Raw genomic sequence first — 12,071 nt, 5'->3', positions numbered from 1 at the left:
ACCAAAACCTAACAAAAATGTCAATAACTTACACAATGTAAACACTACCTATTTATTTTTCAGGTTTACCATAAACGACCCTGGTGATTAAGAAGGTCAGACGTTATTCTGCCTCTTCATCTTCAGGGATCGCACCTGCAGTTGATTCGGGGGCAAGACTCAGCGCTTCCCGTATCTTCGCTTCAATGTCCGCCGCAATGTCGGGGTTATCTTCAAAGTACTTTTTAGCGTTAGTTCTCCCTTGACCGATTCGCTCGCCGTTGTAGGAAAACCAGGATCCGCTCTTCTGAACAAATTCCTTATCAACAGCAATATCTAAAAGATTTCCCTCTTTAGAGATGCCTTTTCCGAAGGTAACGTCATATTCCGTTTCCTTGAAAGGGGGCGCGACTTTATTTTTTGCGACTTTGACGCGGACACTACTCCCAAGGATTTCGGTGCCATCCTTGATTTGACTCCCGCGGCGGAGTTCTAAGCGGACGGAGGCATGGAACTTGAGGGCGAGTCCACCGGGGGTGGTGTCTGGATTACCGAACATGATTCCAATTTTTTGTCGAATCTGGTTGGTAAAGATAACACACGTTCGAGATTTATTGGTGACCCCAGACAATTTACGGAGTGCCTTAGACATCAAACGCGGGAGCAAGCCGACGTGTGCGTCACTCATCTCACCCTCAATTTCGGCTTGAGGTGTCAAGGCGGCCACAGAGTCAACGACGACGACATCAATAGCACCACTACGGATGAGCGTTTCGACGATCTCTAACGCCTGTTCACCTGCATCGGGTTGCGCAATCAACAGGTTTTCCATGTTGACCCCAATGCTCCGCGCATAGGTCGTGTCAAGTGCGTGTTCAACATCAATGAAGACGGCAGTACCGCCTAATTTTTGCGCCTCAGCCACAATGTGAAGTGCCAATGTGGTTTTTCCGGTGCCTTCATGCCCGAAAATTTCAATGATTCTGCCGCGAGGCACACCGCCGATACCGAGCGCGAGGTCAAGAGAAAGTGCGCCGGTTGGAATCGCTTCAGCAGGCACAATTTCATCGTCAGCGAAGCGCATGATGGCACCTTTGCCGAATTCACGTTCTACTTGTGAGATCGCTTGGTCGATGGCTTTCTGTTTTTGTTCATCTTGCATGTTTTAAGGGTTCTCCTTCATGGCATTTACTGCCAAAAACGGTTGCTTTTATATTCTTGGATTACGCAGGAAAGGGACATACATTCAAAGGTGTATAGACCGCCCCATTCGGGTGAAGTTGGCTCCGCATGAGTGTGATGCCCTCCATGTTCACGACTGCCCTATTGATTGTATCATATTGACAAAGCGTGTTTTTTACTGGTTCCAAGTTCACAGGCGTTCTGAGGCGTGCAAGTGTAAGGTGTGGATGAAAGCGATTGTCTATCGGAAAACCGAGATGCTTTAACTCCAGATTTACAGTCTTCGCCAGCCGCGACACAATTGAGGCTCCTTGTTTTACACCTACCCAAAGCACACGCGGGCGATGCAGATTTGGAAATGCTCCAACCCCACCGAATTCAATTGGAACAGGTGTCTGCCTATCCGCCACATTCTGAATTACTTTACGCACACTATCAATCGTTTCAGAAGGAACATCCCCCAAGAACTTTAAGGTGAGGTGGAAGTTTCCAGGTTTTGTCCATGAAGCCCTACGAACCTCTGACTGGAGGCGTGTCTGTACGTTTTTCAGCAACGCTTGTATCGGTTGCGGTATCTCAATTGCTACAAAACAGCGAATGGCATCGCTTTTGGTTGTCATTATCACGCACCTGCTTCTGGATCGTAACTTGTTAGGTGAATGAGCGCGGATAAAAATTTGCGGTTGTTGACGAGAAACTCCAGACCGGATGCCACCGTGAGAATCAACGGCACAAGCATCATAAAATAGATAGGACCGCGGTTTTGTAGAATAAATGCAGCATTCAAGGCATCCTGGAATGCGAGCAATCCCAAGCCGATCCCGATGACAACTAATTGCGAAGTCATCTTATATTTTCCCCATTGACTCGCCGAAACAACTTGCCCATATTTTGCGATAAAAACGACTCGCAAAACTGTAACGAGGATTTCGCGCCCCATGATGACAATAACCATCCACATCGGGATGAGTCCACCCTCAAGGTGTTTAAAGAGTGCGAGACAGACTAAAGCGGTGCCAATTAACAATTTATCTGCGAGGGGGTCCATAAATTTCCCGAAGCTGGTTTCGCCCTGTCTTCGTGCGATCCTGCCATCAAGATTGTCTGTGAGCGCTGCAAGCAGAAAGATGATGAGCGCGGGCGCCATCATATCCGCCTGAAAGCAGAATATGAAGGGAGGTATCAGGAACAACCGTAAAAGCGTCAGGAGATTTGCTAAACGTAAAAGGGTACTGAAATTCATAATATATTGCGAAACGTTAGAAACACCCTCATGATTAGAGAGTCTCTAATTTTCGGAAAGATCAATTACCTCAGCATCTTCAGGCACCACAAATTTGAAAAGATCGGGTGCGAGTTTTTTATCCCTTTCAATCTGCGTGAGCGTAACGATGACGCTCTGACGGGTGCCGTCTTCAAACTCGGTCTTATAGCCAAATTGCACGGGTAGCCAGTCCTGAGATTGCACCCATATTTGTAGGGTCTCCGTGGCGTTGGTACTTACCATGTGGCGTTTCGGCTGCAACTCAATTTGATGGACCCCTTTGGGGTTCGCAAATTCGTCAGGGATAAGTGCCATATCATAGTTTTTTTGAACATCTTCAAGCGATGCGCCAATTCCGGGAAGTAACTCCCGCCGTTCGGGGTTGTTCCATTTCATTTTATTGACTTGGTTGAGTAAGGGTGTATACGTCCAGCCGTATTCCCCGTCCAAGACGGTGAGCTGCACGACTTTTGCGGCATCGTTCCGGTCGACGTATTCCTTGCGGAGCAGATTCGGTTTCCCAAATATAAACCGCCCACGGGCAACGCTCTTCTTATCAGCAAACAGCGTGGTCTCTTCAAAGTTTGCGCTGAAATTTTCGGACTTCTCATAAGCAGTTTTGAAATTATGAAAGATTTCGTCAACAGTTTGCGGATATGCGCGACCCGCAAACAGGACTAAAAGCATTATAACTGCTAACAGCCAAGTTTCAAAACCTGAAAACTTCCGTAAAGCTCTGCATCGATGCGGTTGGGAAACCGCACCTACCGGAGGTGTTGTGCGACGGATCATTTCATTACCCTTTTCTGTTCTACCCAATTGTGTTTTGGAAAACCAATTTCATGCAATAGTATAACACAATTTATGTTTGGATGTCAATTGGTAAATTATGGTGGGGGTGTGTAAAGTTTTTGGCAGTGTTCCTGAGAGGGGGGAGTCACGGAGGGCATACACAAGGAAAAGGGCATACACAAGGAAAAGCCACAAGGAAGGAGGGCAGCCACAAGGAAGGAGGGCAGCCACAAGGGCTGCCCCTACAAAAATCATGAACCTGATAGATGAAGGGCGTTAGCGCATGTTTCGACACGGACGGGCAATGAATTGCCCTACTACAAACTATCTCGCTTGTAGTAGGGCAATTTATTGTTGTAGGGTAATTTGTGACGGCTATTTCCGTATCAACAGCCTGCGTGTTGCGATGAAATCGCCGGCTTTGAGTGTGTAGAAATAGAGGCCACTCGCAACCTTCTCACCCATACCGTTTCTGCCATCCCAATAGATCGCCTGAGAACGGCTCTGATAGAAACCCGCAGCTTGATGCCCTAACTGCAGTTCCCGCACCACAACGCCCCGTATGTCGTAGATCGTTAGCGTAACTTCTGCCGGTTTGGCGAGATGATACGGTATCCACGTCTCCGGGTTGAACGGGTTCGGGAAGTTAGTGAGTAGGGCGGTCTTCGCAGGCACTAAAGCAGACGCTTCAACCGATGGCGCAGCCTGGACATTCTCAACAACATCCGTAACATCAATCGTAACGGTAATTCTGTCTCCGCCATTATTGCCATCATAGGCGGTCACCGTTACTGTATAGGATGTTTTGGTTTCATAGTCAAGTGCTGCTTTTGTTTGGAGTTGCCCCGATGTGCTGACAATATCAAACGAAGCCGCATCCGTGCCACCCAAACTATAGGTGAGTGTGTGGTTATCCGCATCCGTCGCGCCGACCGCAGCCCCAATGTTTTGACCTGCTGCCGTGTTCTCTGCGACAGAACGCGTTGTGGTATCACCGTCCGTGAAGACAGGCGGGTTGTTATTAATATCTACGACTTGTGCTAAATAGAATTAAGGTTGAATAGGTCCATGCTTATGTTATCCTATAAGTTCAGCTAAGAAAAGGAAACATAAGGATGGAGTTACAGTCTACTTTAGAAGCCTATGCGTTGCAACTGAAAAATGTGCCCTGCACGCTCATAGCCGTCGCAGGCGTGGTGCGGCAGGTCATGAAACTCCTTTATGAGACGCATTTTCGAGATGCCGAGGATCATAGACCCGGTCGCAACCCCGACTGCCCCGACAGCGACATCCTCGCCATCGGGTGGCTCTTGGAATCCATCGGAGCAGCGCGTGAAAGTTCGGGGTATCGACGTTTGAAATCTCAACTCCGCACGGTTTTCCCGTGTTTACCTGAACGCTCGCGTTTCAATAGGGGGAGACGCAATCTCTGGGGTGCCTCTGAAGTCATCCGTCGGACTTTGACGCAGGTCTTACCCAAGTCGGATGTCTTTATCGTGGATTCTTTTCCGATGCCCATCTGCGATGTGAAACGTGCCACAGCGTCAAAGTCCGACCTGAAGTGGGCAGACGGTTCGGGAACACTTGCCACTTATGGACATGCTGCCACGAAAAGTCTCGGAACGTTCTTTGGATTTCGGGGACATCTGATAACCACCCGGGACGGCGTGCCTGTTGACTTCGCCATCGCTTCTGCACATATAGACGACCGAGAAGTCCTGCGCGTGATGGCTGAAAACCGTGGGTACCCCATCGTTCTCGGGGATAAAGGTTATGTCTCTAAGGCACTTCAGCAAGAGTTGCTTGAAACTGAAAATACCTGTTTGCTGGCGACGCTGCGCCGGAATCAGAAGCAGCAGTATCCAGAAGACTTTAGCAAATGCCACGTCAAAATGCGGAGACGCATTGAGACGACGATGAGTCAACTCACAGAGCAGTTCGGGGTTTCTCGCGTGCGTGCGCGAACGCATTGGGACTTCAAACCCGCATGGGTTTCCATAAGATCGGTGCCTGTCTGATTGGTGTTTTCCTCAATAAGTGTTTCGGACGCCCTTTGATGCAACTCAAAGACCTCGTCCTCCCATAAACTGAAATCTCGAAAAATCTAATTAGCACAAGTCGTTAATTTTGTTTGAAAATACCTTTGCGGGGTCTCAAGGGGCTGATACAGACGCGGATTTGTTAACGGCGAGGCACAACCTAACAGGTTATGCTACAGAAGAGATATACAAGTAGAAATGGTATAAGTTGGTTTAATTGGCTAATCGCGTCCAGTCTGACAGGATAACTTCAATATCGTGGGGTTCGTCTAAAGCACAGGCGACAAGACGTTCCAACACTTCGGCAATGGCTGCCTCTCGGAATATTGCCTGAAACCAGTTCGCAAAAGACTTGATGGCATCTGGAGACTCCGCAGATACCCAGAAGATGACCCGACAAAAATCGAGGCCTTCGTCCACCCATTTTTCGGCAATCTGGACATTTTCTGGAAAACCACGGAAAGTGGGTAGGAAGTCGGCGATTAAAAGCACCAATTCCGCATTGAGATAGGAAATCTCTGGGAGAATATCGAAATGAACAGCGTATTTATGGGAATGTGGTGAATCCTGAAGTTTCTGGTTTCGGTTTTGCATGTGGCTCTACTTTAAAATAGACAAAGCGGTCTCTCATATAGTATACTATACTGCACGACGGATTGGCGAACGCCCGCGGTTTAAAGAACGCGGATGTGTGTATCTATCATCAAGAGGACATAATATATCTATGGCAGATTCTGAACGTATAACATATCTTAAAAATGAACTGAAGAAACGGATTCTAATCCTTGACGGTGCGATGGGGTCGTTGCTACAGACCTATCGACTCACGGAAGAAGATTTTCGTGGCGACCAATTTGCTGACCACCGTTGTGAACTCAAAGGCTACAACGATCTGCTTTCCATAACGCAACCCCACATCGTGCGGGAAATACATGCCAGCTACTGTAGTGCGGGTGCGGACATCATCGAAACAAATACCTTCACAAGTACATCTGTATCAATGGCGGACTACCAGCTTCAGGATGTCGCGTATCAGGTAAACTACGAAGCGGCACGCATCGCCCGCGAAGTAGCAGATAAATGGACATCGCCAGACAAACCACGCTTCGTTGCTGGCAGCATGGGACCCACGAATCGGAGCTGCTCGATTTCTCCAAATGTGAACGACCCAGGGTATCGGAATATTACCTTCTCCGAACTCGTTTCTGCCTATACCACCCAAGCAGAGGGTTTAATCGACGGCGGTGTGGATCTCCTCCTCGTCGAGACGGTTATGGATACACTTAACTGTAAAGCCGCGCTCTTCGCGATACAAACCCTCGCCGAAGCACGAAATATCGACATCCCGCTCATTGTCTCCTCCGACAGAAGCGGTGGCGGCGGTAGAAACCTCTCTGGACAAACAGTCGAAGCCTTCTGGAACTCCGTTCGGCACGCCAATCTGCTTGCTGTCGGGTTGAACTGTGGCTTTGGTGCCCAGCAGATCCGTCCATACCTTGCTGAGATGGCGAAAATGGCTGACATCCCCGTTATCTGTTACCCAAATGCTGGACTCCCCAACGAACTCGGTCAGTATACACAGACCCCTGAAGAAATGGGAAATTGGATGCACGAGTTCGCTGGAAACGGGTTTGTCAATATCGTCGGCGGTTGTTGTGGCAGCCAACCTGAACACATCGAAACGATTGCGAAGGTCGCTGCTGAATACCCACCGCGAACCCCTCAATTACAAGCGCGCGCGTGCCGACTCAGCGGCTTAGAAGCGTTCAACATCACCACAGATTCTCTCTTTGTCAACGTTGGTGAACGGACAAACGTAACAGGATCTCGACGATTTGCAACGCTGATAAAAAATGAGGATTATGAGACCGCCTTAGAGGTCGCCCGAGATCAAGTAGAGAACGGTGCGCAACTCATCGACATTAACATGGATGCAGGCATGTTAGATGCCGAAGCAGCAATGGTTAAGTTTCTCAACCTCATTGCAGCGGAGCCGGACATTAGTCGGGTGCCGATCATGCTGGATTCGAGCCGATGGGAGGTTATAGAGGCAGGGCTGGCGTGTGTTCAGGGAAAGGGAGTCGTCAACTCAATTAGTTTGAAAGAGGGGGAAGAAGATTTCTTAGCAAAGGCGCGGCAGATCCGTCGATACGGTGCAGCGGTTATCGTCATGGCGTTTGACGAAGAAGGGCAAGCCGACACCTACGAACGGAAGGTCGAGATTTGTCGTAGAGCCTACCGACTTTTGACGGAAGAGGTCGGGTTTCCGCCAGAGGACATTATCTTCGATCCTAATATTTTTGCTGTTGCAACAGGTATTGAAGAGCATAACGCATACGCGAAGGCTTTTATTCAGGCGTGCGAAAAAATCAAAGCCACTTGTCCAGACGCTTTGGTGAGTGGCGGTGTAAGCAATATTTCATTCGCTTTCCGGGGCAATGACCCCGTCAGAGAAGCGATGCATGCAGCGTTTCTCTACCACGCTATCAATGCGGGGATGGATATGGGAATCGTCAACGCCGGACAACTCGCCGTCTATGACGATCTGCCAAAGCCACTTCTTGAGGCAGTAGAGGATGTCTTGTTCAATCGTCGAGAAGATGCGACGGATCGACTCGTTAATCTCGCGAACACGCTGCAAGGGAAAGGGAAAAAGCGGCGCGTGCGTCGAGAATGGCGAAAATTGCCGGTTGAGGAGCGACTTCGCCACGCGCTCGTCGAAGGGATCCTTGAATACATTGAAGCCGATACAGAGGAAGCACGTCAAAATTATGAACGTCCCATACAGGTTATCGAAGGCCCCTTGATGGACGGCATGAACCGCGTTGGGGATCTCTTCGGAGACGGCAAGATGTTTCTACCCCAAGTCGTCAAAAGTGCGCGGGTCATGAAAAAGGCGGTCGCACACCTCGTCCCATACATTGAAAAGGAACAGGCGGAAGGCGGTGTCCAATCAAGAGGCAAAATTGTGATGGCAACGGTGAAAGGCGATGTGCACGATATTGGAAAAAACATCGTCGGTGTCGTACTCGGGTGCAACAACTATGAAATCATTGATCTCGGCGTGATGGTGCCTGCCGAAGAAATTCTGGAAACGGCACGGAAAGAAAACGCTGATATTATCGGCTTGAGTGGGCTCATCACACCCTCGTTAGATGAAATGGTAACTGTGGCTGAAGAGATGGAACGCGAAGGCTTTCAGATCCCACTCCTTATCGGTGGTGCGACGACCTCAAAAATACATACCGCCGTTCAGATTGAACCTGCCTACAACGGTTCAACGATTCACGTCAAAGACGCGTCCCGAAGCGTCGGTGTTGTCAGTGATTTGATGAGCACCGAAAAACAGCAGGCATTCACGCAGCAGACGCGTGAAGAATACGCAGATATTCGGGAACGTCGTGCGAAAAATCGGAAACAGGTAAACTTGCTATCGTTTGACGTTGCACAACAGCGGAAATTCACACCCGACTGGCGAAATTATCAACCACCTACACCGAATTTGATAGGGACTCAGGTCTTTGACGATTATTCGTTATCAGAGCTTATTGACTATATCGACTGGAGTCCATTTTTTACGACTTGGGGATTGCGTGGTAAGTATCCAAATATATTGGAGAATCCAGAAGTCGGTGAGGAGGCGCGTAAGCTTCTTACAGATGCCGAAACGCTGCTTCGGACTATCGTCGCAGAGAAAAGATTTCAGGCACGTGCCGTTGTCGGAATTTTTCCCGCCAATGGTGTCGGGGAAGATACTGCAATTTACGCGGACGACACACGGACGGGGGTGCTTGCCACTTTGCACCATCTCCGTCAACAGACGGAGCAACCCTTCACGAGACCGAACCTCAGCCTCGGTGATTTCATTGCGCCTAAAGCCACAAAGCTTCAGGACTATATCGGGGCATTTGCTGTGACAACGGGTGTCGGTGTTCCCGAACTGTGTGCTGAGTTTGAGCGGAAGCATGACGATTATAACAGCATTATGGCAAAGGCGTTGGCAGACCGACTGGCAGAGGCTTTCGCCGAGCGGATGCATCAACACGTGCGCACAACGCTTTGGGGATACGCGGACGATGAGGCATTAGATAACGAAGCCTTGATTGCCGAAAAATACCGTGGGATTCGTCCGGCACCGGGATACCCTGCCTGTCCTGACCACAATCAAAAACGGGTGTTGTTCGATGTGTTGAAGGTTTCCGAAAACACCAGCATTTCTCTCACTGAGAGTTTGGCGATGTTTCCGGCGGCATCTGTGAGTGGGTGGTACTATTCGCATCCAGAATCGCGGTATTTCAGCATTGGGAGAATCGGCGAAGATCAGGTTGCAGATTACGCAGGACGCACCGGAATGGATATGGAAACGGCGAGACGTTGGCTGAAACCACTGCTGACATAAAATTTTCCCTACAACCCAAGAAACAAGGCGGTGAACCGAGTTTCACCGCCTTGTTTTTTGTTAGCCTGACGTTAAAGCTGCGCTTCATATTAGAATGAACGCACGTCTTTAACAATCAATCGCTGGGGGTGTACAACCCAACACAGTTACCACTTGGATCAAGAAACATAGCGAAGGCACCCATGCCCCCTGGAATAACCTGGGGAGACATACAGGTTTTGCCGCCGAGGCTTTCTGCCTTTTCAAGCGATGCCTGAAGGTCGTCAACCTGCACATAAATCGTGACATAGTTAGACGGCATATCGTCGGTTGTCGGCAGTACGTGTCCACATACCTTATTCTCCGATGCTGGATCCAAGTCATAAACGCCATTAACATTACCGTTAGAATTCCAATCAAAAAGTGAACAATAGAATTCACTTAACGATTCACCATTTTTACCAGCTATTTCAAAATGTACAACTGGATTTCCCATTAGGATTTTATCCTTTCTTTACATAGAATTATTTTATATTAAGTAATTATACATTATCTATTGTCAGAATGCAAATTAATTTTTCCATTTGAGACGGGAACGGCGAACATTGCCAGAGTAAGCATAGCGTTATCAACAATTACACCTTAGGCTGATACAAACCGATGCAGTTGCCGCTCGGATCGAGGAGCAGTGCGAACGAACCCATGCCACTCGGAATCGGACGGGGCGGCACAAGTGTCTGCCCTCCACAACTCTCTGCCTTCTCAAGCGCGGCATGGAGATCATCCACCTGAATATAAATGGTGACACCGTTATCAGAACACATATCATCGGTTGACGAAAATATGTGTCCGTCCACGCCGTTCTCCGCTTCTGGGTCTACGCTATAAATGCCGTGTGTGTTATAACTAATATTCCAACCAAACAGGGAGCTGTAGAACCTGCTTAACGCCTCACCGTCCCTGCCTGATATTTCAAAATGTACGACTGGATTTCCCATTAGAATTCACTCCGTGCTTACTATTGTAATAAACCGATACGATTGCCACTCGGATCTTGGAAGATAGCAAAAAAACTTGCATTCCCTGGAATTGCTTGCGGTTCTATCAGAATCTTACCACCAAGACTCTCCACATGCTTTAGGGCTGCGTGTATGTCATCAACCTGAACGTAAATGATAACGAGATTTGCAGCACCCGTTTCTTCGGTTGTTTGGAACAGATGTCCTTGTATCCCTTTATCTGACCCCGGATCCGCAATGTGTAATTGGTCATTGAGCGGAAAAATACTCCATTCAAACACTGAAGTGTAAAAATCAATTAGCTCTTCAACATTTTCTCCACCAATTTCAAAATGTACAACTGGACTTCCCATTGGAATTTATTCCTTTCTCCTTGCTAAGAGTTTATGAAATTATACATAAAATTAGGGGTAAGAATGCAAATTAATTTTCAAGCTTTTCGCATTTAGGTTGCTATTCAGAAAAATCTTTGTTATAATTGAACTCCATGACTTAGGAGGTGCTTAGCATGAATTTGACACTTGAATTAACAACCGAACAGGTTATTGATTTTCTCCGACAGATGCCGCCGGAGGAAAAATTAACGGTACTCAAGGTGCTCGCAAAAGAAGCACGCGCCGGTCGCGCAGAACGGATGGAATATGCTGAATCAAAGGTTCGACAATTGTGCACCGAACGCGGGTTGGATTGGGACGCGATGACAGACGAAGAACGTCTGTATTTTATTGACGATATTGTTCACGAGGACCGTGAATGCAACCGGTAGTCGTTTATGATACAAATGTTCTGATATCGGGTATGGTTTGGGGTGGTATCCCTTATAACTGCATTGAGTTAGCACAGCAAGGTAAAGTTGAAGGGCTAACCTGCGACGAAATTCTTGATGAATTTGAGGATAAGTTAACAACCAAACTCGGTTTTTCTCTCTCCGAGGTCTCGGAAATGGTGACTGAACTCCTTGATTGCTTGCACGTAGTCGAGATTCCCAATCTCCTCAAGGGAGTTACAACGGATCCTGATGATGACATGATAGTAGAATGTGCTGTTGTCGGAGGAGCTACCCATATTATTACTGGTGACCAGAAGCATTTGTTACCACTTGGAAATTATCAAGGGATCCTTATTGTAAAGCCAGCGGACTTTCTTACCGAGTTCCAATAAAAGTCAGAAATGTATCAAACAATAAAATGCGATATATGTGGAAAAGAGGGTGCGCGTCAGCGTTATATTTCCCGGAGTTACGGGAAAGGTGAGTCACTCCTTGTTATCGAAGATGTCCCTATTATTCACTGTCCGAATTGTGGCGAGGGCTATCTGACGGCACAGACCCTACGCGAAATCGAACGTATTAAGCAGGCGCGTCAGACTGTTGCGCCAAAACGCCTCGTGTCAGTTGCCGTTTTCGAGTAACTCGGCAA

Annotated in this window: 14 protein-coding genes; 5 read left to right on the top strand and 9 right to left on the bottom strand. The window is 48.1% G+C overall.

Annotated elements, in window-relative coordinates:
- Positions 1–103: 103 nt before the first annotated feature.
- The 5 genes from recA to OXN25_11740 all read right to left on the bottom strand — a co-directional run bounded on the left by recA (position 104) and on the right by OXN25_11740 (position 4,243).
- Positions 104–1,141 carry a recombinase RecA gene (recA, locus tag OXN25_11760; GenBank protein ID MDE0425537.1) on the bottom strand — a complete coding sequence of 346 codons (1,038 nt, stop codon included), beginning with the start codon at positions 1,139–1,141 and terminating at the stop codon, positions 104–106.
- 61 nt (positions 1,142–1,202) lie between these two features.
- Entirely contained in the window at positions 1,203–1,781 is a 579-nt protein-coding gene (gene thpR, locus OXN25_11755; GenBank protein MDE0425536.1) for an RNA 2',3'-cyclic phosphodiesterase, read from the bottom strand.
- A gap of 2 nt (positions 1,782–1,783) precedes the next feature.
- Positions 1,784–2,404 carry a CDP-diacylglycerol--glycerol-3-phosphate 3-phosphatidyltransferase gene (gene pgsA, locus OXN25_11750; protein MDE0425535.1) on the bottom strand — a complete coding sequence of 207 codons (621 nt, stop codon included), beginning with the start codon at positions 2,402–2,404 and terminating at the stop codon, positions 1,784–1,786.
- A 45-nt stretch (positions 2,405–2,449) separates the two neighbouring features.
- Entirely contained in the window at positions 2,450–3,112 is a 663-nt protein-coding gene (locus tag OXN25_11745) for an outer membrane lipoprotein carrier protein LolA (protein MDE0425534.1), read from the bottom strand.
- Positions 3,113–3,592: 480 nt separating this feature from the next.
- Positions 3,593–4,243 (bottom strand): cadherin domain-containing protein, encoded by a 651-nt coding sequence (locus tag OXN25_11740; GenBank protein MDE0425533.1) that lies wholly within the window; start codon positions 4,241–4,243, stop codon positions 3,593–3,595.
- A gap of 89 nt (positions 4,244–4,332) precedes the next feature.
- Between OXN25_11740 and OXN25_11735 the strand changes: the two genes are divergently transcribed.
- Positions 4,333–5,235 carry an IS982 family transposase gene (locus tag OXN25_11735; GenBank protein ID MDE0425532.1) on the top strand — a complete coding sequence of 301 codons (903 nt, stop codon included), beginning with the start codon at positions 4,333–4,335 and terminating at the stop codon, positions 5,233–5,235.
- 234 nt (positions 5,236–5,469) lie between these two features.
- Here the strand turns inward: OXN25_11735 and OXN25_11730 are convergent, their stop codons facing one another.
- Positions 5,470–5,850, bottom strand: a complete 381-nt coding sequence (locus OXN25_11730) for a hypothetical protein (protein ID MDE0425531.1) — start codon at positions 5,848–5,850, stop codon at positions 5,470–5,472.
- A 130-nt stretch (positions 5,851–5,980) separates the two neighbouring features.
- Between OXN25_11730 and metH the strand changes: the two genes are divergently transcribed.
- Positions 5,981–9,655, top strand: coding sequence for a methionine synthase (gene metH / locus OXN25_11725; GenBank protein ID MDE0425530.1), 3,675 nt, complete (start codon positions 5,981–5,983; stop codon positions 9,653–9,655).
- Between the two features lie 115 nt (positions 9,656–9,770).
- On the opposite strand, the gene OXN25_11720 is transcribed toward metH, so the two are convergent.
- From OXN25_11720 to OXN25_11710, 3 genes are all read right to left on the bottom strand, one after another.
- Positions 9,771–10,130, bottom strand: coding sequence for a VOC family protein (locus OXN25_11720; protein MDE0425529.1), 360 nt, complete (start codon positions 10,128–10,130; stop codon positions 9,771–9,773).
- 139 nt (positions 10,131–10,269) lie between these two features.
- Entirely contained in the window at positions 10,270–10,632 is a 363-nt protein-coding gene (locus OXN25_11715; protein ID MDE0425528.1) for a VOC family protein, read from the bottom strand.
- 20 nt (positions 10,633–10,652) lie between these two features.
- Positions 10,653–11,006, bottom strand: coding sequence for a VOC family protein (locus OXN25_11710; GenBank protein ID MDE0425527.1), 354 nt, complete (start codon positions 11,004–11,006; stop codon positions 10,653–10,655).
- Positions 11,007–11,161: 155 nt separating this feature from the next.
- On the opposite strand from OXN25_11710, the gene OXN25_11705 reads away from it, so the two are divergent.
- Genes OXN25_11705 through OXN25_11695 form a run of 3 tightly spaced genes read left to right on the top strand, consistent with a single transcriptional unit; the run spans position 11,162 to position 12,063 of the window.
- Positions 11,162–11,419, top strand: a complete 258-nt coding sequence (locus OXN25_11705) for a hypothetical protein (GenBank protein MDE0425526.1) — start codon at positions 11,162–11,164, stop codon at positions 11,417–11,419.
- Positions 11,407–11,814, top strand: a complete 408-nt coding sequence (locus tag OXN25_11700; GenBank protein MDE0425525.1) for a putative toxin-antitoxin system toxin component, PIN family — start codon at positions 11,407–11,409, stop codon at positions 11,812–11,814. Before OXN25_11705 ends, OXN25_11700 begins: the two co-directional genes overlap by 13 nt.
- A 21-nt stretch (positions 11,815–11,835) precedes the next feature.
- Positions 11,836–12,063 (top strand): type II toxin-antitoxin system MqsA family antitoxin, encoded by a 228-nt coding sequence (locus tag OXN25_11695; GenBank protein MDE0425524.1) that lies wholly within the window; start codon positions 11,836–11,838, stop codon positions 12,061–12,063.
- Positions 12,064–12,071: the final 8 nt, after the last annotated feature.

This window comes from Candidatus Poribacteria bacterium (assembly GCA_028820845.1).
Lineage (GTDB): Bacteria > Poribacteria > WGA-4E > WGA-4E > WGA-3G > WGA-3G.
The sequence above is the reverse complement of the archived record's forward strand: the minus strand, read 5'-3'. Positions and strand labels throughout refer to the sequence as shown.

Excerpts from the sequence above, each read along its gene's own strand:
- thpR (MDE0425536.1), bottom strand. The coding sequence starts at position 1,781 with ATGACAACCAAAAGCGATGCCATTCGCTGTTTTGTAGCAATTGAGATA.
- OXN25_11735 (MDE0425532.1), top strand. The coding sequence starts at position 4,333 with ATGGAGTTACAGTCTACTTTAGAAGCCTATGCGTTGCAACTGAAAAAT.
- OXN25_11705 (MDE0425526.1), top strand. The coding sequence starts at position 11,162 with ATGAATTTGACACTTGAATTAACAACCGAACAGGTTATTGATTTTCTC.
- OXN25_11710 (MDE0425527.1), bottom strand. The coding sequence starts at position 11,006 with ATGGGAAGTCCAGTTGTACATTTTGAAATTGGTGGAGAAAATGTTGAA.
- pgsA (MDE0425535.1), bottom strand. The coding sequence starts at position 2,404 with ATGAATTTCAGTACCCTTTTACGTTTAGCAAATCTCCTGACGCTTTTA.
- OXN25_11720 (MDE0425529.1), bottom strand. The coding sequence starts at position 10,130 with ATGGGAAATCCAGTTGTACATTTTGAAATAGCTGGTAAAAATGGTGAA.
- OXN25_11745 (MDE0425534.1), bottom strand. The coding sequence starts at position 3,112 with ATGCTTTTAGTCCTGTTTGCGGGTCGCGCATATCCGCAAACTGTTGAC.
- recA (MDE0425537.1), bottom strand. The coding sequence starts at position 1,141 with ATGCAAGATGAACAAAAACAGAAAGCCATCGACCAAGCGATCTCACAA.
- OXN25_11730 (MDE0425531.1), bottom strand. The coding sequence starts at position 5,850 with ATGCAAAACCGAAACCAGAAACTTCAGGATTCACCACATTCCCATAAA.
- OXN25_11700 (MDE0425525.1), top strand. The coding sequence starts at position 11,407 with ATGCAACCGGTAGTCGTTTATGATACAAATGTTCTGATATCGGGTATG.
- metH (MDE0425530.1), top strand. The coding sequence starts at position 5,981 with ATGGCAGATTCTGAACGTATAACATATCTTAAAAATGAACTGAAGAAA.
- OXN25_11715 (MDE0425528.1), bottom strand. The coding sequence starts at position 10,632 with ATGGGAAATCCAGTCGTACATTTTGAAATATCAGGCAGGGACGGTGAG.